Genomic DNA, 23,492 nt, shown 5'->3' on the forward strand with positions numbered 1-23,492 from the left:
TTTTAATCAGTCGTTGTTACCCTTTATTGCCCCCGAAAAACCCCAATTTTGGGGTCACTGCTTCTGGACTAACTTTAATTGATATCGATATAACGCCACAGGATGACCACTAGCCGTGAAGAAATTTGGATCTTGAGGAGATAAATAAACCGCCGTCACTTGCTCTCCTACAATCGATTTTACCGGAGCGTCCAATTCTGCCTTGTAAGCCGTTGTTGTTTCCACTTCATTAAAATAAATTTGAGATGAACTTTCAAACACTTGCTGACTAATTTCGCAGGCAATAAATTGATCCTCACTAGGAATTTCACGACTCCGACCTGTTACCGTTGAAACAAGTTCTAAATTTCCCGGTAAAGCAGTGATCAGGCGATTGAGATTTGTTGGATCAACCTTAACAGATAAAATCCCATTTTCTCCTAAGATGGCTCTACCCATATTAAACCCATTAAAAGCGCGATCGCTCACTATCTTAGGATAGATTTTTCCATTTTCTTGTTCCTCTGAACCTGCTTGGGTAAAAAATAAAGTTAAGGGAAAAATTTGTAGCTTAGGTAACGATTGAACCGTTTTAAATCTAACCTTAAACTCAATGGGTTCATTCATAAGGGTAGAATTTTTTTCAAACCCAGGAGTGGTGATTTGCGGTGCTAGAGGAGCAACTTTATCGACTAATGTACTGGTAACATCCCACTCTCCTTCCATCCACTGAGGATAATATAAATCCCCTTGCGCCTTTTGAATCATGGGTTTATGATTCCAGTCGGGAAATTCGGATAAACGCTCGGCTAATTGTCCGGCTTCAGCATCAGTTTTTCCGAACATTAAACCCAGAATTAAACCCGCAATTAAAATAATTTTTTTCATCTTTTTATAGTTAGAAATAGGGAACAGGGAACAGGAATTGACTAGAAATTGTAATGTTTTACCGTAGGGGTGGCGTCCCTCCCAACCCCTACAGGTTTTGAACACCCATCATTTAGACTTGCTATATTGACGGTTATTGATGTTTTTTGAAGATTTTGGGGATGAGGGCGAGAGAACCTCGCCCCTACATTTTAAGGGGAGATTAACCTTATAATGTTTCAACTGGAATAGGTTCCCAAACTTCGCCATATTTTGCTTTTAACGCTTCCCAATTTTCCACCTGTCCGGGTTCATATTCTCCGGGTTTTCCCCATTGTAAAAACGCACTTAATACCACTTCCTGCTGTTCACTCAGAAAGCGAATCGCATAGGTTGTAAAATTCCCCCGTTTGGCTTCTCCGGTTTCAAATTTAACCTGTTTAACATGATCCATATTCAAATGAAATTCAAATCCCTCGGTGTGCATATTTGCATATTTGCCTTTAGGTAATTCGGCATAAAATAGCTTTTCAAGTTTTCCCCTGGCTTCTAATACGGCTGCACTACTGGTGACAATTAACCGTAATGTTCCTAAACTTTCGCAGGCTTCTAAAAATTCTTTGAGATTACTCATGGTCTAAAATCCAGTTATAAATTCTTTTTAATTCTAAATTTTACTAGAATTCTGTAACCTTTGGCTGAATTTTTTTGAACCTAGAGGTTAACCCCCTGATTTAGTTGATTTTCTCATGTTTTTCGTAAGCAGCAACAATGCGTTGGACGAGGGAATGGCGCACCACATCCGCTTGGGAAAATTCACAAAAAGCAATTCCTTCCACATTTTTTAAGATTTTTAATGCCATTGTTAATCCCGATGTTTGATTGGGTAATAAATCCGTTTGGGTAATATCTCCCGTTACCACCATCCGAGAGCGAAATCCTAAACGAGTTAATACCATTTTCATTTGAGCCGGGGTGGTATTTTGGGCTTCATCTAAAATAATAAAAGAATTGTTTAACGTCCGACCCCGCATATACGCCAGGGGAGCCACTTCAATCACTCCTCGTTCCATTAAATTTGCGGCTTTTTCCGGGTCAATTAATTCATACAGCGCGTCATATAACGGCCGTAAATAGGGATTAACTTTTTGTTGTAAATCTCCAGGTAAAAAGCCTAATTTTTCCCCAGCTTCTACCGCCGGACGAGTTAAAATTAATCGCTCATATTGATCGGATAATAACGCTTGTAACGCTAAAATTGCAGCTAAATAGGTTTTACCCGTTCCCGCAGGGCCAATACAAAACACTAAATCTTGAGTCCGCATCGCCTGAATATATTGACGTTGGCGAAAGGTTTTAGCCCGAATTTCTAGTCCTCGCCGTGTTTTCGCTAAAACATCACGCTGGATTTCTTGAAAAGCATCCTCTTGATGGGTATTAATGGCATGACGCGCCGTGAGAATATCTACAGAAGTAATCGGTTTTCCGTCTTTCCAAAATTCTTTTAAAGATTCAACTAATTTTTCACACAATTGAATTTGACTGGCGGTTCCACTCACGAGTAATTCCTGTCCTCGCATCACCAGTTGAGCGCCTGTTTGTTGAGATAGAACTTTTAAATTATCTTCTTGATAGCCCGAAAGCGCCATCGCACTTTCAATACTCGGTAACTGAAGGGTGAATCGCTCAGTCATGATAGTATCAACTTTCTCTCAATCAATGATCAAATGCCAATATATTAACAGTCACAACTAACAGTCATTAACAAAAACGAATCCAGCAAATCTAAACCGTACACCCCTGTTTTTGTCAATTTTTTTATATGCTATTCCCAATTCGTAATTCGTAATTCGTAATTCCCTTCTAAAAAATACTGAGAAGAGGTTGGGCAAAACTATTGAGGTCAATTTACCCCCAATTCTGCCCAACATTAAAAAATTCGTCTAACCCTTAATCTATCCTGAGCCGTTGGTTTTACTGCTTAGGACAGACTGGGGTAACGTTATTCTTCATATCTTCGGTTCAAACGAGGCTTAGAAGGGGATGAACGTGTGGGTGGACGAGTACGTCCTTCCCCCCCTGCATATCGCCCTGGAGAGCGATGACTAAACGACTCTCTAGGTTCCCGTTCCCGATGAGACTCATCGGATTCACTATCGTTATAGATATCCAAATAAATCGTTTCACCGGACGCTGCGGCTAGTGCGATTAAAACCATCCGAATGGCTTGAATATTGCGTCCGCCACGACCATAAACCCGCCCCTTGTCTTCGGCTTCCACCGCCAACCGAATCCAAGTTTTACGCAGACTCGCAAAATGCTCACAATCGACCCGCAAGGACTCTGGGGAATCCAGAAACGGCTCGATTAAAAACCGCACCAGTTGGTCATAATTGGGATTAGACTGCGGATTCTGCAGTCGTGGCTTCGGGTTGGACTCCAGACTTGAGTTGTTCAAAAACATTGGCTTTTCTCAGGATGCTACGCACGGTCTCAGTCGGTTGCGCCCCTTGCTGTAAGCGGCGGACAATGCCAGGGACATCCAATCGGACTTCATCGGTTCTGGGATTGTAGAAGCCCAGTTCTTCTAGGGGACGACCATCTCGGCGAGAAACGCTATTCATCGCCACAATGCGGTAACTAGCTTCCCGCTTTTTTCCGAATCTCTTTAAACGCAGTTTGATCATTATTGATTCAAAATACTCCTCTATGAATTTTGACATCCTCCACTGCTTAAAGGCGAGTGGATTCTTCGCCACGCCACAAGGGTCGTTGAATGGGGTTGACGTTTCATCGATTACAGCCTAAGTATTTAGGTCTTATACAATCTCCTCGTCCGATTAAAGTCTCCGAATGCCCTCCGGCGACTAAAATTTATTGAGATTTAAAGTGCATTCAAGGTTGGATTTCCATTGCCTTACATCTGCTTCCCCGGTCTCCTTCAGGCTCGGTTTCACACCGCTATCAGTGGTATATCGACTGCAAAGTTGGGTGGGTTTTTTCATACCAACATCATCCTACCACAATACTCAATAAAAAGCCTAAGTGGAACTTAGAGGCTTTAAACCCAGAATTTTCGGTAAGCTATTTTTCAACAGCCGAGTCATTTGTTTAGGGAAACTTTAGCCAACAATGGCTGGATGGGCGATTAACCCCCCTACCCTGACTCACCCCTTAGCTTAAACCAGCCAACATCTACCCATGTCCTTATCCCGATTATCCGATTGGATTAACCTGAAAAAAAATAGTCGTAAATTTGTGATCCCTGCCTTGGGTATTTTGATCCTGATCTTAAGTTTACAGTTTGGGAACAGTTTTCACACTCCAACCCCTGAAAAAAATTCACCGATTTATCAACCGCTCACTGAAATTCCCCCCACAGCCCAAAAAGTTACCGTTGGAGTTTATGCTCAAAATATTTATGAACTGAATGCGTCCAGTAATACCTATTACTTGGATTTCTATTTATGGTTACGTTGGAAAGGCAAAATTGACCCCGTTACTAATTTAGAATTTATGAACGGTGTTGAAGACTGGGGAAGAATTATCGAACCCGCCTATGAAGAACCGAAAAAACTCAAAGATGGCAGTTTCTATCAAATTATGCGGGTCGAAAGTCGGTTTCGAGAACCGTTTGAATTTTCCCGCTATCCCCTGGATGAACAACGTTTAGGAGTTACGATTGAAAATGCAGTTTATCCGTTAACTGAATTAGTCTATATAGCGGATACAAAAGAATCCGGCTATGCTGCGGATTTAACCGTTCCCGGCTGGAAAATTAGAAATTCTGAGATTAAAACCTTATTCCATCAATATCCCTCTAATTTTGGGGATTTAGACGAAGGAAAAAATAACTGGATTTATTCGACCGTGCGGTTTGAAATGAACATTTCCCGTCCCTTAAGTTTCTTTACCTGGAAATTATTACTTCCGTTATTTGTCGTTTTATTCTCCAGTTGGGGTTCCTTATTACTCTATCCTATCTATGTTGATTCTCGGATTATTCTTCCCGTTACCGCTTTATTAACGATTGTTTTTCTACAACAATCCTATTCCGATGCTTTACCCGACGTAGGCTATTTGGTTTTAGTAGATAAAATCTATGCTTTAGTTTACGTTTTGATTATTGCAGGAATTTTAGAAACCATTATTACGGCAGATTGGGCAAAAAGCGAACATCCTGAATCCATTCTCCGAGTCAAAAAGCTTGATCAATTGTTCTTAGCTACAAATATAGTAATTTTAGTCTTAGGAGTCACACTAATCTTACTGTTGTAAATCAGATTAAATTCAGAAAAACCTGGTTTCTATTTAATATTCAATTCTGCAAAGAAACCAGGTTTTTTGTTATAAGCATTTTAAAACCCAATTCTTAGTAAAATTCCCTAAATTTGGGGTACAGAATAAGAATCAATTTCCTCTGTTGTATGGGTTTTGACTTCATCCCGTTGACGTTGAACTAATTCCACTAATTGACGGCGTGCGGCTTCAAACGCATCTCGAATCACAGCTTCTAGGGATTCATATTGAACTCCTTCTTGAGGGTTCTCAGAAGCCGCTAACTCATGTCCTGGGGGTACAGTAATATCTAAACGAACTCGATAGGGAGAACCACTTTTTGGACGATCATGGATTTTTTCAACCACAACCCGGCAACTACTCATATAATTACAATATCGCTCTAACTTCGCCACTTTTTTGTTAATTAGCTCATCCAGATAATCGGTCTTTTCCACATCTCGATAAGTAATTTCAACAGGAACTTTCATAGATATTTCTCCTATTAATTTCCATTCAATATAAAGGCTTATTTTCCCTTAATTCCTCTATCAGAAGTTGGAAATTGTCTTTACCCTTACCCAAGCATTCTCAACTTTATTTCTTCTTCTTGTTCTTTTAATGCTTGTTCAATTTCTTCAGAATACGCTTCTGCATAAACCCAAACATTCAACAAATCAGCCGCCGTTAGATGCGGATATAATTGCAAAATTTCTGCATCCGTCGCACCTTGACGGCGTAAACTAACAAATAGCCAAACCGGAAGACGAGTATTAGCAATACAAGCATCCCCACCCATTACCCCAGGAGTTTTGGTAATTCCCAGTGAACCATTACTTAAAGTCTGAGTTAATGCTTGAATGACTTCCGCTTTTTCAATTAGAGTCAGAGACAAAAGTTGAGTTTGGAATTCCGTTAATGTCATATTAATATAATACAGCACAGTTAAGGATATTTTATCATTTTTATCCTGTTATCTGTCCTATTTCTAAATCCGTTGAGTTAAAATGCGATCGCTTAGTCTTCATCAGCTAAATAATCAACCTTCAAAACTGTTTCTAAATTAAACGGACATTCATCAGGAAAAACACTAATTTTTAATTGAGTTTCCGTTGCTGCATCCTGACGCGCATCTTGATAACATTCTACAAAAATTTCTTGACCATATCCCCTTAAACTGGGGCTATCTTTATACAAAATCAATAACCGTCGTCGATGTTCAACAATTGTACTCCTCCAACTTCGAGATCGTTTATTGGGTTGATATTTATATTTAAGTAAGTGCATTAACAAAACCGTTAAATTACTTTGAACTGCTCGTTTTTCACTCCTTCCCATCGTTTCTAACTCTTCAATTAAGTTTTCGATATCAATTTCTTGAAATTGGTTTTGGCGTAATTGTTCTACGGTTTTCTCAATCCATAAATAATAATCTTGGTCATAAAGCGTTAATTGATTTAGATTGGGTTGATAGAGTTGAGAATTCATAATAATATTTTTTGCTAAATTTAAGCTAAAAACAGTAATAAAATGATACTTTTATGTGATCTATTATTGCATGATATTCCATGCTTCCCGATTGAGTTCACGCAAAGGAGGTAAGTCATTAACAGCATCTTTAAAGGTTTGGTTTTCTTCAAATATATCTCGTAATGTTAGTAGATGAATTGTGAAACGTTCAATATCAGGAAACTCAAGAAGACGATTTTTAAAACCCGCTTTAGGATTGGATCTTGTTGGTGATGTATAACCCACTCCAGCTAACATTACACCAATATCATAACTACCTCGTATTAGACAAGAATGTAAAACGTCTGCTTTTTCTGCTCCTAAATTTTTGTTTTCTAACTTTGATTGAAAATAAATTTTTAACCCATTAATATAACCTTCTCCATCAACGCCACCATCAGGCCCAGGAGGGCCAGGATTTAACCCTAAACAATACGCAAAACGACGACCTAATTCTCCTTTTGTAGCCGTATCACTAGAAATAATACCCTGAACTCCAGCATTTATAACTTTATAATTGCTCATTATTTCTCCTTTGAACTTTCACTCGCTTTCCCCGACTCTGTTACAATACAGTTATTTTGATAGAGTAAACGAATTCCTAAAATTGCACAATCATTAACCCTTCCTTCCATTCCAATTTTTTTTATATTTTGTATTATTACTTGAGATAAATTGAGAGTATATGGAATTGAATTATCTGAATCATAACTCTCTCCTAATTTACCCATTTGTTTAATAAGTTGATCACGATCTATTTTTAATCTATCAATAGAATAATAAACAAAATTCATTGCTGATTCTATCATAAGTTCACGATTAATTCTCAACGCTGATGTTAATTCCATCAACTTTTGATTATCTGTATTGCATATTTTAATGGTAAATTTGTTGATATCATTATCTTGTTCTAATTCGTTGAGTTGTTTTCCTTGACTAATAGCTGCGTCTACTTTTTTGCTTTCGCTCTTGGTTTTTGACACTTTTTTTTCTGATAAATCTTGGTTAACAAAGGATTTCAAATTTTCTGAATTCATTGTCTTACCTCTTTTCTAAATAGTAATTAAGTCTTCAAAATAGTTTTCTAGCTCTTGGTATTCTGGATATTCCCAAATATATTTTCTGGTAAAATATACAGCTTTTTGCATCGGATCTTGAACGTTAATCATCTCTGAAGCAACACTGCATTGGCTAGGCTTATCTTCTATACTATTAACTTGTTCTTGTACTTCATCAGCATTAATTCCTAAAGGTACAACAAAAACTTCCGGTGGAAAACTGGCTTTTGCTTCAATCTTAGAAATAACATTTAAAGTGGGTTGAAGATTATTAAAGCCTGCTTTATACCTTGAGGATGAACTGATTGGAACGAATATAACATGAGGATCACTTCCTAAAATAACTTGAACAATATTAGCTAAAGGTGTATCCATATCAAGAACAACATAATCATATTGTTGTGGTTTAACAAGCCTTTTAATAGATTTTCGATTAGGGTTTGTCATAACTGATATCCCTGGTCTTGTATCTACTGAATTAAAGTCAAGTTCTTCATTAGGTTCTGCACCTACATAAAATTTCCAAGAATCTGCTTGATCATCGCAATCTATTAGTAAAACATCTCCTTTCTTAGAAAGAACTCCTGCTAAATGAACAGCTAAGGTCGTTTTACCCACACCACCACTATTATGTGTACAGAGAATGACTTTCATTACAGTATTACTACGTTTTTAGTAAACATACTATCTCGTTCAGTATAACATCAAATGATATTAATCGTTTAGATAGAGATTTATTTTATAGTTTAACTGTTTTTGTTGAGATGCAGGGCGATCGCTATCTATTAACTTACAACCGTAGCTTGACCAAGGCAATAATTTGTTCTCTACTAACAGTTGGAAATCCCTCTAAAAAATCATCAATAGACTCTCCCGCCTCTAAATAGTCAAATAGTGTTTGTATGGGAACTCTTGTCCCTAGAAATACTGGAGTTCCCCCCATGATTTCAGTAGATATACTAATTATCGATGAATTCTCAGGCATGATTTTAGCCTTAAATTAGATTAATTCTTTAAGCATCGCTTATAATTAAACTAACTTTATCCTCTCAACTGGCTATGACTTCCATTATCCTAGATGATAATAAGCTCAAAGGAGCTCTAAAACAGGTGATTCGAGAAGCTCTAAAACAGGCGATTCGAGAACTTATTCAAGAAGATCAAGCAATGATTTCTAATTTAATTGCTGAAGTGGTCGAAGATGTTGTCCTTGAAAATCTGCTTCAAGCAGCAGATCTTTCAAATTTTCACCGAGAAACTGAAACATCATTAAAACTTAAAGTCACCCTTAAAAAACCATCTCAACAGCAAGTTGAACAAGCACTAGATGACTTGAACCAAGCCGTTAAACAATTTTTAGAGGAAACAGACATAACAGAGGAAGAATTAGCTGAAGCTTTAGATTTAAGTCAACCCTTAAGTAAGTGGGCGTAATTAAGCGTAAAATCCCAAACGCTGTAAGTCTCTGTGTGTAAGGAATTCACTTTTTCAGTTTTACCGTTTATTTATGACTACCTACTGAAAATGATGCAGTTAGTTGTTGATGCTAATATTTTAGTTTCTGAGCTATTAAGACAAAGAGGGAAGGAGTTGATCCAAAATCCTGATTTAATTTTATATGTGACCGAATCTGTTCTATCAGAAACTTCTCATGAATTAAGGAAACGGATTAATGCTATTATTAATAAAAACGGTGCATCTGAAGAACTAGGCGAAAAGTTACTACAAGCTGCACAAAATTTGATTAATACTAAAATTAATATTATTGAAGAATCAGTTTATATTTACCGGGAAACAGAAGCCAGAAATCGTATTCCTAGAGATCCCAAGGATTGGTCAACGGTTGCTTTAGCATTAGTAATGAACGTACCAATTTGGACGCAAGATTGTGATTTTTTAGGTTGTGGTTGTCCAACGTGGACAACAGAAACATTACTTACTCAATTACGGACTCAAGTTATAAATGCGTAAATAATAATCAATAAAAATAAACCCGATTTCTTGAAGAAATCAGGTTTATGAAATCAATATTTGATGACTAACTACTTGCCAATTTTAGGCGCACTCAAAGAGAAGAATTTCCATTTATTCGGTTTAACTTCTGGGGCTTTTTGCGCTAAAGTTGGGACAGAATGACGCAATAAAGCCGTTAACTGTGTGGTAGTGGAATCATAGATTTGGGTTAATATTTTCGGATATAACCCAATGCCAATAATGGGCACTAATAAACTGGCAATAATGAACACTTCACGGGGTTCTGCATCCACCAGTTCTTCATGTTCTACTAACTCTTTATTTTCGGGGCCGTAGAGAATTTCACGCAACATTGACAGCAGATAAATGGGCGTTAAAATTACCCCAACGGCTGCTAATAAAATCACGATAACTTTAAAAGTGGAGTTATAAGCATCGCTGGTTGCAAACCCGATAAACACCATTAATTCGGCAACAAATCCACTCATCCCCGGTAAGGCTAAGGATGCCATACTGCACGCTGTCCACATGGCGAAAACCTTCTTCATCTTGACGCCAACGCCGCCCATTTCATCCAACATTAAGGTATGGGTGCGGTCGTAAGTACAGCCTACCAGGAAGAATAAACTTGCTCCAATTAACCCGTGAGATACCATTTGTAACATCGCCCCACTTACCCCAATATCGGTAAAAGAGGCTATCCCAATTAATACAAACCCCATGTGGGAAATTGACGAATAAGCGATTTTCCGTTTCAGGTTTCGTTGAGCAAAAGATGTTAACGCCGCATACACAATATTAACCACACCCAAGATAACTAAAATTGGGGCGAAAGTTGCATGAGCATCGGGTAACATTTCCGCATTCATTCTTAATAACCCATACCCCCCCATTTTTAATAGAATTCCTGCGAGTAACATATGGGCGGGGGCGGTGGCTTCTCCGTGAGCATCGGGGAGCCAAGTATGGAGGGGAAAAATTGGTAATTTTACGCCATAAGCTATCAGGAACCCACCATATAATAACAGTTGTAAATTCAGGGGATAATGTTTAGCCGCGATCGCCTGCATATCAAAGGTAACGGTATCTCCATAGAATGCCATCGCTAGAGAACCGACTAAAATAAATAGGGAACCTCCTGCTGTATAGAGAATAAATTTGGTGGCGGCGTAGAGACGTTTTTTCCCGCCCCAAATGGATAAAATGAGATAAACCGGAACTAATTCTAATTCCCAAACTAAGAAGAAAAGCAACATATCTTGAACGGCAAAAACGGCAATTTGTCCGCCATACATTGCCAACATCAAGAAATAGAATAATTTGGGTTTGAAGGTGACAGGCCAAGCCGCTAAAATGGCTAAAGTGGTGATAAATCCGGTTAAAATTATTAAGGGCATGGATAAACCATCTGCCCCCACAGACCAATTTAAGTCAATTTGGGGAACCCAAGCATATTTTTCAGCCAGTTGCAAACCTGAAGTATGAAGATCGTATCCCGTATTAAAGGCATAAACGATCATGGCAAAATCGATCAACCCCACAATTAAAGCGTACCATCTCACGGTTTTTCCGTCTTTATCGGGAATAATCGGGAGAAATAACGAGGCTACAATGGGGAATAAGATGATGGTTGTTAACCAAGGAAAATGTTCCATAGATCAAGTTATGAATGAAGAACTTTGAATTAAGAATTAAGTCGAATTTGTCTTAATTCTTAATAGAAATTTGTGCGGTTTTATGCTGTAAATGAAGTCCTTATTTGTAGAATTCAGAATTTAGAGCATTAAAGGGAAGATCAATCTTAGTTGTTCCAAAACTGGAAAACTTTTGAATTAACCTTCCCTCTAATCAAGTAAAGTTGAGAGAAAGATTCAATTTTTTCCTTTCTAAATTTATGATTTCTATTGTTAAACAAGAATCAATATTTAGAACAGAAATTAAACCTTTCTTAATTTCAGGTGTGAGTTGACGGTTGACAGGTACGGGCGGGACAACCCCACCCCTACGACGATTTATCCGGTAATTCCTGAGAACACAACAAAGCCGAGGACGGCGACGAAGACAATCAGAGCGTAGAATTGGGCTCGACCGTTTTCCAGGTATTTTAAGCCTTCTCCCGTAACTAGAGTGACTAACCCCGTCAGGTTAACGGCCCCATCCACAACGCGATAGTCTACTTCCATCACTTGTCGGGCTAACCGACGGCTACCTTGAACGAATAGCACCTCGTTAATATCGTCGAGATACCATTTATTTTTGGAGAAATTGTAGAGGGATTGATATTGTTTGGCGATCGCAGCCGGATCAATTTTACCTGCCAAATACATTAAATAGGCAATCGTAATCCCCACTAAGGCAATTCCCACGGAACTTCCGGCCATAATCAAAAATTCCGTTAAGTCAAATTCAGCTAAATGTTCCTGAACTTGTTTAAGACTTTCCCCAGGAGCATGAACAAACATCTCAAAAATATTATTAAAGGGCGTTCCCACCAACCCAATTAATACAGAAGGAACCGCTAACAACATTAACGGTAAGGTCATGGTAATGGGGGACTCATGGGGTTCATGGCTATGGCCGTGATCGGTGCTGTGGGCTAACTCGTCCGGGTTCATTGCCCCAGGGCCAAAGGCAAATTGGGGGCCGTTGGCTTCCGCTAACAAACTGTTTTGAATCGTGTTATCATTGCCTCGGAATTTGCCTTCAAAGGTCATGAAATACATTCGGAACATATAGAAGGCGGTCATCCCAGCCGTTAACCAACCCACTAACCACAACATCGGGTTCGCGGCAAAGGCATTACTGAGAATTTCATCCTTAGACCAAAAACCCGCAAAGGGGGGAATCCCGCATATCGCTAAAGTTCCGATCAGGAAACAGGCGGAGGTAACGGGCATATATTTGCGTAACCCGCCCATCAAACGCATATCTTGGGCCAGAATCGGGTCATGTCCAACAACGGCCTCCATGCCGTGAATGACTGAACCGGAACACAGGAATAACATGGCTTTAAAATAAGCGTGGGTCATCAGGTGGAAGAGTCCAGCACTGTAAGCTCCTACTCCCATCGCCATCACCATGTAACCGAGTTGGGAAATGGTGGAATACGCTAACCCTTTCTTAATATCATTTTGGGTTAAAGCAATGGTGGCGCCCAAAAAGGCCGTAAAGCAACCCGTAAAGGCGATGATATTCATCACCGTCGGAAATCCTTCAAAGACAGGATACATCCGGGCGACTAAAAACACCCCAGCCGCCACCATCGTGGCGGCGTGAATTAATGCCGAAATCGGGGTTGGGCCTTCCATCGCATCGGGAAGCCAAACGTGTAGGGGAAATTGGGCGGACTTAGCAACGGGGCCGAGGAACACTAACACCCCTAAAAATGTAGCTAAACCCATACTGAGGGAACCCGTTTCTACCGCGTGTTCGAGACGTTCTCCCATCAAGCCAAAATCAAAGGTATTGGTGGCCCAATAAATTCCTAACATTCCTAAGAGTAAGCCGAAGTCCCCAACCCGGTTAACGACAAATGCCTTTTGACAAGCATCGGCGGCAGGTTTGCGGTCATACCAGAACCCAATTAACAGGTAGGAACACATTCCCACCAGTTCCCAGAAAATATAAACCTGAATTAAGTTCGGGCAAATCACTAGCCCCAACATGGAAGAACTAAATAAACTCAGATAGGCATAAAATCGTACATAACCGGGGTCATGGGCCATGTAACCATCGGTATAGATCATGACGAGAAATGCTACCGTCGTTACAATCGCCAGCATTACCGCCGCTAGATGGTCAATGGTATAACCCATCGTCAGTCTAAAGTCCCCTGCTGCTGCCCACTCAATGATATGAGTGTAGGGCGCGTGACCTTGGAGTTGACTCCACAGTAGGGCGAAAGCGAGTACCGTTGATGCGCCTAACAGCGAGACGAGAAAGGTTGAACAAACTTGTCTCAAATTGTTAGTGGCGGTGTTGAAGGAAATTAGCCCAATTCCAACCAGCGCTGCACCTAATAGGGGCAACACGGGAATTAACCAGGCATATTGATAGAGAGGTTCCATAACAATGTCAACTTTATAGTTCTTAATGAACTTGCCAAAACTGTTGATAATTTTGACATAGAGTATGAACCTTATGGGTAAAAATTCCTGAAATCTTTCTGAGGAAGTCTTAACTCAGGATGTGTAGGGCAGACTTCACCAAACAATAGACTAGGGTTTACAGGAGTTGAAAGTTAGGTATTGCCTTAATAACTGATAACTGATAACTGATAACTGATAACTGATAACTGATAACTGATAACTGATAACTGATAACTGATAACTGATAACTGATAACTGATAACTGATAACTGATAACTGATAACTGATAACTGACAACTGATAACTGATTCAAGCTTCCAAGGGTAAAACTTCTTGGGTTTGGCGAGTTTGTTGACAATTTTGATAACTCACCATGAATGTATCCAGACTACGACGTAAATCTTCTCGTCCTTGGAAATGGTCGAGTCGATATAACACTTGGCCTCGATCAAAAACAATCAAAGTTGGCAACGTTTGTAGGCGATAGGTGGTGGCTAATTTTAAACTTTGATCTGCATTAACAGCAACCAGCTTGACTTTGCCCCGCCAGTCCTCTTGGAATTGACGCAGTTGAGGCATAATCAGCTTACACAGTCCACACCAAGGCGCCCAAAAATGCACAAGCACGGGAGTAGAAGCTTCGAGAACTTCTTGCGTAAACATCTGCTCACTGACCGACAATAGCATGATCCCTCGAATTTTATTAATGAATGTTTTTATATCCCTGGGATCATGCTACCAGTCTACGTTACCTGTGGCACGAATTAATAGTGGATGAGCTTGCCAGAGTAAGAGGATAAAAAGACCAACTCCTAAATAAGCCCAGCGAAAAAACTCCTTCCATTCAAAGGTTTGACGACCTTGGACAATAGCTAAGAAGGGAATGATAGAAGTCCGAGATTTCACGGTTTCAAAGGATTGTCCATAACGAGCGAACAAACGGCGATCGCCATGCCAAACTGCAAATAAATGATGTAAAACTAACCCTAGGGAGGTTAACAAAGTGAAACTGGTTCCCATCCACAGGGTATGACCGATACACCAAATCACTTGACCCACCATTTGCGGATGTCTGGTAATCCTGATAATTCCCGTTTCATACAGATGAACTTCCGGTTTCGCAATGGCGGCAATTTCTAACAAATTAAAGGTGGCTGGATAGAGAAAAATAAAGGAAATCGCCGATAACACCCAAACAATGGGTTTAACAACGGGAACATCCTGCACAGACCACAACTGTAATCCATCGTAACGGTGATTAAAAAAGTAGATAATCAAAATGGTGGCGAAGGGAATACTCACCAACGCAAATAAAATTCGATAGAATCGCGGGCCAATTTTCCCTTCTCCCCAAGGCCGTAATGCTGCTAACCCACTATGGGCGATCGCAAATCCCAACAGTAACCCAACCATGACAAAATGGCTCGGAGTCAGCCAATTCTCGGACATTTTTACCTCTTCTCGATTTAGTTAGATAATAAAGTTAATTTCAATACAGATCATCCCGGAGTATGCTGAAAGAACTTGATCCCCAAACCTAACAGCCATCACGCTTCCTGATTTTACCGAGGTTGAGGAATATGTCTGACCTTCCATTCACTTTAGATCAGTTACGCATTCTCAAAGCCATTGCGGCTGAAGGCAGCTTTAAACGCGCTGCTGATAGCTTGTACGTCTCCCAACCGGCTGTCAGTCTCCAGGTACAAAATCTGGAACGACAGTTAAATGTACCCTTATTTGATCGGGGAGGACGTCGCGCTCAACTGACCGAAGCAGGTCATCTGCTCCTCAGTTATGGTGAAAAAGTCTTGTCCCTCTGTCAAGAAACCTGTCGCGCCATTGACGATTTACAAAATCTGCGGGGCGGAACGTTGATCATTGGGGCGTCTCAAACCACCGGAACTTATTTGCTTCCCCGGATGATCGGTTTATTTCGGGAAAAATACCCCGATGTTTCGGTACAGTTACACGTTCATTCCACGCGACGCACCGCTTGGAGTGTGGTGAATGGACAAATTGATTTGGCAATTGTGGGGGGTGAAATTGCCCCAGAACTGGCTCAGGCGTTGGAAATTGTTCCCTATGCTGAGGATGAACTGGCGTTGATTGTTCCAACTTCCCATGAATTTGCCCAACAAGAAACCATTCTCAAAGAGGATTTATATCAGTTAAAATTCATTACTTTGGATTCTCAATCCACCATTCGTAAAGTCATTGATCAAGTTTTAACGCGGTGTGGAATTGATACCACCCAGCTTAAATTAGAAATGGAACTGAGTTCTATTGAAGCGATTAAAAATGCCGTTCAGTCGGGATTAGGGGTCGCGTTCGTGTCTATCTCTGCCATTGAAAAAGAATTGCAAATGGGAGTGATCCAAAGCGTTAAAATTGATCAAGTCATTGTTAAACGAACCTTATCTGTGATTTATAATCCCAATCGCTATCGCTCAAAGGCGGCTGAAGCGTTTACCAATGAAATTTTACCTAAATTTGCCAGCCCTAACTTTAACCAACATTCTATTGATATCCAGCATCCTCTGGACTATACGGCATTGCCTTTATCGGATTAATTTTATCCCATTTTTTCTAACTGGTGAGATTTAATCCTGAGCTAATGCTTTAATTTTCTACAGGATTTTAACCTAAATTTTCTACCCTTTTTAACAATGACAGATGTTCCTTTTACCTTAGATCAATTACGCATTCTCAAAGCGATCGCGGCTGAGGGAAGTTTTAAGCGAGCGGCTGATAGTTTATATGTTTCTCAACCCGCCATTAGTTTACAAGTGCAAAATTTAGAACGACAGTTAAGTGTTCCCTTATTTGATCGGGGAGGACGAAGAGCTAAATTAACAGAAGCCGGACATCTACTTTTGAATTATGGCGAAAAAATTCTGAGTTTATGTCAGGAAACCTGTCGCGCCATTGAGGATTTACAAAACCTTCAAGGGGGAACATTAATTGTCGGTGCATCCCAAACCACCGGAACCTATTTACTCCCGCGCATGATTGGATTATTCCGAGAAAAATATCCTGATGTGGCGGTACAATTACACGTTCATTCAACTCGAAGAACGGCTTGGAGTGTATCGAATGGACAAATTGATTTAGCCATTATTGGCGGAGAAGTTCCACCAGAATTACAAGATGCGTTAACCATTCAACCTTATGTTGAAGATGAATTAGCCTTAATTATTCCTCCGTCCCATCCCTTCGCCCAATTAAATACAATTCAAAAAGAAGATTTGTATCAACTGCAATTTATTGCTTTGGATTCTCAGTCTACCATCCGCAAAGTCATTGATCAAGTTTTAACCCGATGTGAAATTGACCCCCGTTGTCTGAAAGTGGAAATGGAGTTAAATTCTATTGAAGCAATTAAAAATACCGTACAAGCGGGATTAGGGGCTGCATTTGTTTCGACTTCAGCGATTGAAAAAGAACTACAAATGAACGTTTTACACCGAGTTATAATTGAAGATGTTGTGGTCAAACGGATGCTTTCAGTTATTGTTAATCCTAATCGTTATCAATCCAAAGCGGCTGAAGCCTTTAGTCGGGATATTTTACCGTTATTTACCCCCGAAGATTGGATGTTAAACACTCAAGAGTTTTCTCAAAATGCAGCTAAAAAATCGACAGCGTTTGACACCTTTATTCCCCCTTCTGATTTAAACGATCCCCAGGAACGAGAACTTTAATTCTGAAAATTGCTAGGGTTTTCCGAAATCTCCTTTTAAAACAGCATCCTGAATGATCATTATTTTTATCAAAAAATGGAAAAGTAACAACGATTTCCTGTTCCCTATTTCAGCAGAATCCTATGAAACTTTACTGTACTCGTCCCGGTTGTTTGGGTGCTGATCGCAATAATTTTACAGATTTAGAGGATCAAATGACCCTCAAAACGGTGCAGCAAAAATTTTGTACAACCTGTGGAATGCCGTTAATTTTAGATGGTCGGTATCTCCCAGAAAGATTATTAGGAAAAGGAGGATTTGGGACGGCATTTCTAGCCAAAGATCGTCGATCTCCCACCCTTAAATATTGTGTTGTTAAACAATTTCAACCTTCCTCGGATTTTAATCCTCAACAATTAGCAACCGCACAAATGCTCTTTGAACGAGAAGCTCATGTGTTAGAACAGTTGGGTAATAAACATCCCCAAATTCCCGATTTATTTGCTTATTTTCCCTTAGAAGCACCCGGATGGCATTCTTCAAAACCCCAACAGTTTTTTTATATTGTTCAAGAATATATTAATGGCGAAAACTTAGAAACGGAACTCGCTGCAAAAGGTCAATTCTCAGAAGCAGAAGTTCAAGAAGTGTTAGAAGAAATTCTCAAAATTCTGGAATTTGTTCATGATCATGATGTGATTCATCGAGATATTAAACCGTCTAATATTATGCGGGATCGCCAAGGTCGTTTGCATTTATTAGATTTTGGGGCGGTGAAACAAGTTACCCAAAGTCCGGGGGGAACCTCGACGGGAATTTATTCATTAGGGTTCGCTCCCCCTGAACAAATGCGAGGATATACGGTCTTTCCTTCAACGGATTTATATGCGTTGGCGGCGACTTGTTTGGTATTATTAACCGGAAAAGAACCCCAAGAGTTATTTGATAGTTATAGTGATCAATGGAAGTGGAAACAATTTGTTTCGGTTTCCGATGAATTAGCTGCAATTTTAGATAAAATGTTATTACCGACACCGAGCGATCGCTTTGGTTCCGCCCCCCAAGTTTTAAGCGCTTTAAATCCCCCTTCTATTCTAGCGATTCCTCAACCTTCCCCAGTTCCCTCTCCTGCGGTTTCTCCGGGCACAACCCAACTACAACCTGCTGTCAGTAATCGTTTTGCTTCTCCCTTAGAATTGCTATCAGGTGCGGCGTTTACCGGGTTTGAATTAGGGGTTTTCAGTTGCTTAGGATTTGCCTTGTTTAAGGTTTTTAATATTAACCCTATTCTACTATTAGTTGTAATTTTAGTTGGTTTGAGTGGATTAATATTCGCTCAATATCACCATTGGATTGAAAGAGGAATTGATTTTATTATTATCCCTTTTATTTCGGTGGGAATTTTATATTTTATTTTATTAAAACTCAATTTTTATGTGATTTTAACCATAGTTCCTTTAATAACAGCTATATTCGCTGTGGCTGTTACGGCTTTATTTCGGTTAGTTTATCTGATTCTTAAACGAATTTTATAAACCTAGGATGACAAAAACTAGACTAAATAAAACAAAAATGAATAATCGTAGGGGCGAGGCACGCCTCGCCCCTAAACACGGAATTTGTACCCATTTTTTAGGGTTAATAATCTTGATATCATTATGAGTGTACAATTCATTTAGAATTGCTATAGAATTCTCCAAAAGTGCTAAAATTTTCCTTAATACCTGAAATCCCTTAAATTTATGGCTCAAAAAAATGATGCTACAACTTTAATCTTAGCCTTACTGATTAGCGGTGGATTAATAACCGGGGGACTGTGGTGGTTTAGCCGCAATATGAGTTTATCAAACCTGTTTAATTCTAATTCTTCTCCTTCTGCTTCTCCTACCCCCAACTCGACACCCATTCAATCTTCAGCAACACATTTTAAAACCTTTGCAGAAGTTCCTAATGTTCCGAATGGACTTTTTACTTACGGGGGAAGTACCACCTTTGCACCCCTGCGTAAAGTTATTAATTCACAAATTCAAACTGTTTTTCCTCAATTTCAATTAAGATATTTCCAAGATCCTAGTCAATCTCCCGGTTCAGGGAGTGGAATTAAATTATTAATTGAAAATCAAATTACCTTTGCTGAATCTTCCCGCCCGTTACTAGAATTAGAATATCAACAAGCTAGACAACGGGGATTAAATTTAACAGAAATTCCGATTGCAATTGATGGAATTGTAGTCGCTGTTAATCCTAATTTAAAGATTCCAGGGTTAACAATTAATCAATTAAAACAAATTTATACAGGTCAAGTTGATAATTGGAATCAACTCGGAGGCGAAAATATTCCGATTTTTGCTTATTCTCGCCCTCAAGAATCTGGGGGAACAACAGAATTTTTTATAGCAAATGTATTAGGAGGAGAAAAATTAGGAAATGCTGTAAAATTGATTCCGACGACCACAGAAGCCTTAAGAGCAATTGCTAATCATCCGGGGGGAATTTATTATGCGTCTGCGCCGGAAGTGGTCGCACAATGTACTATTAAACCTATCGCTATTGGTTTAACACCCGATACTTTAGTTCAACCGTATCAACACCCGTTAATTCCTCCTGAAGCTTGTCCTCAACAACGTAATCAAATTAATCCTGCGGTCTTTAGAACAGGAGACTATCCTCTAACCCGACGTTTATTTATTATTGTTAAACAGAATAACCCTATAGATCAACAAGCCGGAGAAGCCTACAGTCAACTTTTATTAACCTCTCAAGGTCAAGATTTAATCGAAGAATTGGGATTTATTAAAATCTATTAAGCCGAGCTTTCTGTAGGGGTTAAAAATTCCTAAAGCTGTTAAAATAGAGGATAAGCTTTAATTTAAAAAAAAATTATACCCTTTAAAATCCCATGTCTCAAAAAAATGAATCTCTAATCTTTATCTTAGCCCTTATAATTACAGGAGCATTATTAGGCGGCGGTTATTTTTTATTTTTTAAGCCTTCTTCTTCTTCCCTATTCAATCAAAATTCCCTTCCATCCCCCTCTGGAAACTCTGCCTCAACCTCTTCTTCTAATCAAACGATTGAAACTCGCATCAGTCAAGGAGAAAAAGTTTTAATTCCATCAGGAGATTTAGCTCTAAAACAAGGCGGTGTAGCTGCTTTAGCTGCGGGTCAATATCAGAATGCTGTTCAACAATTTAATGCAGCTTTACAACAAAATAAAAATGATCCTGAAGCGTTAATTTATAGAAATAATGCTCAACTTCTCCAAAATAATCAATCCTATTCTACCATTGCCGTCTCGATTCCCATTGGCACTTCAGTCAATACCGCCCAAGAAATTTTAAGAGGCGTTGCTCAAGCTCAAACAGAAGTTAATCAGGGAGGGGGGTTAGGGGGAAAATTATTAAATGTGATTATTGTTAATGATGATAATAGTCCTGAACTCGCTCAAGAAATTGCTAAAAAATTAGTTAATAATTCTGAAGTTTTAGGGGTAATTGGTCATTTTGGCAGTAATACAACTTTAGCAGCAGCACCCATTTATGAAGCGGGAAAATTAGTCATGATTTCTCCCACCAGTACCTCCACAGCCATTTCTAATGCAGGAGACTTTATTTTTAGAACTGTTCCCAGCGATCGCTTTGCAGGAAGTACCTTAGCCCGATATCTGTTAAATACATTAAACTTAAAAAAAGCAGTTCTCTTTTTTAATAGTGCCAATGATTATAGTAGTTCTTTACAAACAGAATTTACAACCGCATTCAGTGGAGATGGGGGAGAAGTTGTCACGGTTTTTGATATTGCTCAACCCAACTTTAATCCAACTCAAGCCTTAGAACAAGCTCGTCAACAAGGAGCAGAAGCTATTGTTTTAACCCCTGACTCTTCAACCATTGAACAAGCGTTACAAGTGGTACGAACTAATCGCAAACAGTTACCTTTATTAGGGGGAGATAGTTTATATCGACCGGAAACTTTGAAGGTAGGAAGTGATACAATGGGGATGGTGATTGCTATTCCTTGGCATATTTTAGCTAACCCTAATTCTGAGTTTGCTCAAGCCGCAAATCAACTCTGGGGAGGAGATGTTAACTGGCGCACTGCAACAGCTTATGATGCGACAAAAGCTTTAATCACTGCGATTAGTAAAAATCCGACTAGAACCGGGGTTCAAGAAGCCCTTTCTGCCTCAGATTTTACACCAGAAGGAGCAACGGGAGTGATTCGTTTTTTACCATCTGGCGATCGCAATCAACCCTTACAATTAGTCAAGGTTGAACCCGGAAATCGTTCAGGATTTGGTTATGATTTTATTCCCGTTCGTTAATATGATCCCGAAGCAATGGATAATAGGCAATAGGTAAAGATGAGTAGGATTAGGCTTATGATGATTGCAGACGAAAACCGTCTAGGTTAGCAGTAATTGAGTCGTGCGGGAAGTGAGTTAACCTTCAAGAAAAAGGATCAGCCAAGAAAAATGACAGCTTCCCACAATGATGTATTAGAAGCCGGACGCATCTACAAATCCACTGGAGCCATTCCGTCTCGGATGTTGCGCTCAAAAATTTATCGAGCTTGGGAGCGCTCACATTTGCAAGGAGCTAACCCCTATGCGCTCCAAGCGGAAAAACTATCCCGTTCAGATACCGAACATCTAATCACAAAAAATAGTGATTTGATGCAATTGGCTAAACCTTACATCCGTATGCTCTCACAGGCGGCGGGTACAGAACGTCATGCTGTTATGTTGAGTGATAACCAAGCACTCTTACTGGATGTCGTCGGTGACCAGCAGACTGTACACGGGACAGAAGCTTTTCCAGAACCGGGTTCTTGGTTATCAGAATCTGTCGCAGGTGCGAATGGAATTGGTACACCCCTAGCAGAAGCAGATTATGTAGAAATTATTAGCGCCGAGCATTTTATTGAGGGGTTTCATCCATTCACCTGTCAAGGAATTCCTTTGCGGAATGACAAACAGGAAATTATTGGTGTGCTCAGTATCTCTATGCGTTGTGCAGATGCTGGACAAAGGCTCAAAGAGATATTGCTCTGTGCCTCTCACGGCGTTGAAGCGGACTTATTGAGCGCCAACTTAGAAAAAGATGTTCGTCGTGTATTAAAGTCTAATCCTGATGAATATCAGCCATTGGAAGATTTACGTCAGGATATCATTCAAGCCCATCATGCAGCCCGGTTAAAACTTGAAGTGGTATCACGGATGGTAGCGGTTAACCGTTTAGACTATGCGATGCAATTGGTAAGACAGGCTGAAGACTCAATTGAACTGTTTCGTCGTCGGGCCGAAATTTGGCGAAATCTCGCATCTTTTGAGATGGGCAGAGTTCAGCCGGTGTCACTCACAGATCAGATCTCCAATTTAATTGATCTTCTCTCCACGGAAGTGGCTATCCGTCAGGTAGAAATTGTTACCCAATGGGACGAGCCTATCATAGTTATGGGTGATCCTAGAAGCCTTTTACGTTATCTCCTGCGTTATTTTCTCCAAGCCTTTGAACAGGCAGGGAAGGGTGGAAAAGTAGAATTGGTGGTTAATAAAACCTCGGATTTGGAGTTAGTTAAAGTCAGTTTTATGGCGATTTCAGCCCTTCAACTTGCTGCATCAGCACCCCAGTTACAGTTTTTTTATCTACCTATTAACAGGACTTAGAAATGAACAATCAGAATATCAGAACGCGGAAAGTCGTGATTGCTGATGATGATATTGATAGTAGAACAATGTTGGCATTGATTCTGGCAGATGAAGGATGGGAGGTCAAGGAAGCTCAGGATGGGAAGGAAGCAATAGAAATAACGCTTAAGGAAAAACCTGATTTATTGATTTTAGATAATAGAATGCCCGAATTAACGGGGGTAGAAGTGTATCAACAACTTCAATTAAAAGGGATTAAACAAACAGTAGTATTAGCCACAGGTTACGGTGATCTAAAAGATCTGGCTTTATCTATGGGAATTACCCATTTTATTTCTAAACCCTTTGACATTTTGGAGTTATTAACAATAATAGAATCTGCTTATGAAAGTTCACTAAAATAGGAAGA

The 23,492-nt window shown here is 39.7% G+C and carries 26 protein-coding genes; 10 read left to right on the plus strand and 16 right to left on the minus strand.

Annotation, left to right across the window (positions count from 1 at the left end; genetic code table 11):
- Window positions 1–54: 54 nt before the first annotated feature.
- From IQ236_RS09705 to rpsP, 5 genes are all read right to left on the minus strand, one after another.
- Window positions 55–867, minus strand: a complete 813-nt coding sequence (locus tag IQ236_RS09705) for a DUF6816 family protein (RefSeq protein WP_193869077.1) — start codon at window positions 865–867, stop codon at window positions 55–57.
- A 208-nt stretch (window positions 868–1,075) separates the two neighbouring features.
- A complete protein-coding gene (locus tag IQ236_RS09710) occupies window positions 1,076–1,480 on the minus strand; it encodes a ChuX/HutX family heme-like substrate-binding protein (protein WP_193869078.1) in 405 nt (134 codons plus the stop codon).
- A 100-nt stretch (window positions 1,481–1,580) separates the two neighbouring features.
- Window positions 1,581–2,540 (minus strand): PhoH family protein, encoded by a 960-nt coding sequence (locus IQ236_RS09715; protein ID WP_193869079.1) that lies wholly within the window; start codon window positions 2,538–2,540, stop codon window positions 1,581–1,583.
- 308 nt (window positions 2,541–2,848) lie between these two features.
- Entirely contained in the window at window positions 2,849–3,226 is a 378-nt protein-coding gene (locus IQ236_RS09720) for a KH domain-containing protein (protein ID WP_254172899.1), read from the minus strand.
- Between the two features lie 19 nt (window positions 3,227–3,245).
- Complete coding sequence (gene rpsP / locus IQ236_RS09725) at window positions 3,246–3,533, minus strand: 30S ribosomal protein S16 (RefSeq protein WP_072722716.1); 288 nt, start codon at window positions 3,531–3,533, stop codon at window positions 3,246–3,248.
- 514 nt (window positions 3,534–4,047) lie between these two features.
- On the opposite strand from rpsP, the gene IQ236_RS09730 reads away from it, so the two are divergent.
- Window positions 4,048–5,124: a ligand-gated ion channel gene (locus IQ236_RS09730; protein WP_193869081.1), complete on the plus strand. Its 1,077-nt coding sequence runs from the start codon at window positions 4,048–4,050 to the stop codon at window positions 5,122–5,124.
- Between the two features lie 107 nt (window positions 5,125–5,231).
- Here IQ236_RS09730 and IQ236_RS09735 read toward each other — a convergent pair whose 3' ends face one another.
- The 7 genes from IQ236_RS09735 to IQ236_RS09765 all read right to left on the minus strand — a co-directional run bounded on the left by IQ236_RS09735 (window position 5,232) and on the right by IQ236_RS09765 (window position 8,676).
- Window positions 5,232–5,615, minus strand: a complete 384-nt coding sequence (locus tag IQ236_RS09735) for an HPF/RaiA family ribosome-associated protein (RefSeq protein ID WP_193869082.1) — start codon at window positions 5,613–5,615, stop codon at window positions 5,232–5,234.
- An 86-nt stretch (window positions 5,616–5,701) separates the two neighbouring features.
- Window positions 5,702–6,049 (minus strand): DUF433 domain-containing protein, encoded by a 348-nt coding sequence (locus IQ236_RS09740; protein ID WP_193869083.1) that lies wholly within the window; start codon window positions 6,047–6,049, stop codon window positions 5,702–5,704.
- Window positions 6,050–6,141: 92 nt separating this feature from the next.
- Window positions 6,142–6,612: a DUF29 domain-containing protein gene (locus IQ236_RS09745; RefSeq protein WP_193869084.1), complete on the minus strand. Its 471-nt coding sequence runs from the start codon at window positions 6,610–6,612 to the stop codon at window positions 6,142–6,144.
- 63 nt (window positions 6,613–6,675) lie between these two features.
- The gene (locus tag IQ236_RS09750) at window positions 6,676–7,158 is read right to left on the minus strand and encodes a restriction endonuclease (protein WP_193869085.1); all 483 of its coding nucleotides are present in this window, start codon (window positions 7,156–7,158) and stop codon (window positions 6,676–6,678) included.
- Window positions 7,158–7,670, minus strand: coding sequence for a hypothetical protein (locus tag IQ236_RS09755; RefSeq protein WP_193869086.1), 513 nt, complete (start codon window positions 7,668–7,670; stop codon window positions 7,158–7,160). Before IQ236_RS09755 ends, IQ236_RS09750 begins: the two co-directional genes overlap by 1 nt.
- A 15-nt stretch (window positions 7,671–7,685) precedes the next feature.
- Window positions 7,686–8,345 (minus strand): ParA family protein, encoded by a 660-nt coding sequence (locus IQ236_RS09760; RefSeq protein WP_193869087.1) that lies wholly within the window; start codon window positions 8,343–8,345, stop codon window positions 7,686–7,688.
- 136 nt (window positions 8,346–8,481) lie between these two features.
- Window positions 8,482–8,676: a DUF433 domain-containing protein gene (locus tag IQ236_RS09765; RefSeq protein ID WP_193869088.1), complete on the minus strand. Its 195-nt coding sequence runs from the start codon at window positions 8,674–8,676 to the stop codon at window positions 8,482–8,484.
- Between the two features lie 74 nt (window positions 8,677–8,750).
- On the opposite strand from IQ236_RS09765, the gene IQ236_RS09770 reads away from it, so the two are divergent.
- Entirely contained in the window at window positions 8,751–9,125 is a 375-nt protein-coding gene (locus tag IQ236_RS09770) for a hypothetical protein (RefSeq protein WP_193869089.1), read from the plus strand.
- Between the two features lie 90 nt (window positions 9,126–9,215).
- The gene (locus IQ236_RS09775) at window positions 9,216–9,662 is read left to right on the plus strand and encodes a PIN domain-containing protein (protein WP_228041520.1); all 447 of its coding nucleotides are present in this window, start codon (window positions 9,216–9,218) and stop codon (window positions 9,660–9,662) included.
- Window positions 9,663–9,733: 71 nt separating this feature from the next.
- Here IQ236_RS09775 and IQ236_RS09780 read toward each other — a convergent pair whose 3' ends face one another.
- The 4 genes from IQ236_RS09780 to IQ236_RS09795 form a co-directional block, all read right to left on the minus strand.
- Window positions 9,734–11,320, minus strand: coding sequence for an NAD(P)H-quinone oxidoreductase subunit 4 (locus tag IQ236_RS09780; RefSeq protein ID WP_193869090.1), 1,587 nt, complete (start codon window positions 11,318–11,320; stop codon window positions 9,734–9,736).
- A 357-nt stretch (window positions 11,321–11,677) separates the two neighbouring features.
- Complete coding sequence (locus IQ236_RS09785; RefSeq protein WP_193869091.1) at window positions 11,678–13,732, minus strand: NAD(P)H-quinone oxidoreductase subunit 5; 2,055 nt, start codon at window positions 13,730–13,732, stop codon at window positions 11,678–11,680.
- Between the two features lie 330 nt (window positions 13,733–14,062).
- Complete coding sequence (locus tag IQ236_RS09790) at window positions 14,063–14,440, minus strand: thioredoxin family protein (protein ID WP_190519585.1); 378 nt, start codon at window positions 14,438–14,440, stop codon at window positions 14,063–14,065.
- Window positions 14,441–14,488: 48 nt separating this feature from the next.
- A complete protein-coding gene (locus IQ236_RS09795) occupies window positions 14,489–15,202 on the minus strand; it encodes an NnrU family protein (RefSeq protein WP_190519587.1) in 714 nt (237 codons plus the stop codon).
- Window positions 15,203–15,333: 131 nt separating this feature from the next.
- On the opposite strand from IQ236_RS09795, the gene IQ236_RS09800 reads away from it, so the two are divergent.
- The 7 genes from IQ236_RS09800 (at window position 15,334) to IQ236_RS09830 (ending at window position 23,487) form a co-directional block, all read left to right on the plus strand.
- The gene (locus IQ236_RS09800) at window positions 15,334–16,323 is read left to right on the plus strand and encodes a LysR family transcriptional regulator (protein ID WP_193869092.1); all 990 of its coding nucleotides are present in this window, start codon (window positions 15,334–15,336) and stop codon (window positions 16,321–16,323) included.
- 96 nt (window positions 16,324–16,419) lie between these two features.
- Entirely contained in the window at window positions 16,420–17,454 is a 1,035-nt protein-coding gene (locus tag IQ236_RS09805) for a LysR family transcriptional regulator (protein WP_190519591.1), read from the plus strand.
- A gap of 122 nt (window positions 17,455–17,576) precedes the next feature.
- Complete coding sequence (locus tag IQ236_RS09810; protein WP_193869093.1) at window positions 17,577–18,968, plus strand: serine/threonine-protein kinase; 1,392 nt, start codon at window positions 17,577–17,579, stop codon at window positions 18,966–18,968.
- Window positions 18,969–19,175: 207 nt separating this feature from the next.
- Complete coding sequence (locus IQ236_RS09815) at window positions 19,176–20,240, plus strand: PstS family phosphate ABC transporter substrate-binding protein (RefSeq protein ID WP_193869094.1); 1,065 nt, start codon at window positions 19,176–19,178, stop codon at window positions 20,238–20,240.
- Between the two features lie 92 nt (window positions 20,241–20,332).
- On the plus strand, window positions 20,333–21,757 hold the full coding sequence (locus IQ236_RS09820; RefSeq protein WP_193869095.1) for an ABC transporter substrate-binding protein: 1,425 nt from the start codon (window positions 20,333–20,335) through the stop codon (window positions 21,755–21,757).
- A 150-nt stretch (window positions 21,758–21,907) separates the two neighbouring features.
- On the plus strand, window positions 21,908–23,101 hold the full coding sequence (locus tag IQ236_RS09825; RefSeq protein ID WP_190519599.1) for a sigma-54-dependent Fis family transcriptional regulator: 1,194 nt from the start codon (window positions 21,908–21,910) through the stop codon (window positions 23,099–23,101).
- A 2-nt stretch (window positions 23,102–23,103) separates the two neighbouring features.
- Window positions 23,104–23,487 carry a response regulator gene (locus tag IQ236_RS09830; RefSeq protein WP_190519601.1) on the plus strand — a complete coding sequence of 128 codons (384 nt, stop codon included), beginning with the start codon at window positions 23,104–23,106 and terminating at the stop codon, window positions 23,485–23,487.
- Window positions 23,488–23,492 lie beyond the last annotated feature (5 nt).

This window comes from Planktothrix mougeotii LEGE 06226, assembly GCF_015207485.1.
Lineage (GTDB): Bacteria > Cyanobacteriota > Cyanobacteriia > Cyanobacteriales > Microcoleaceae > Planktothrix.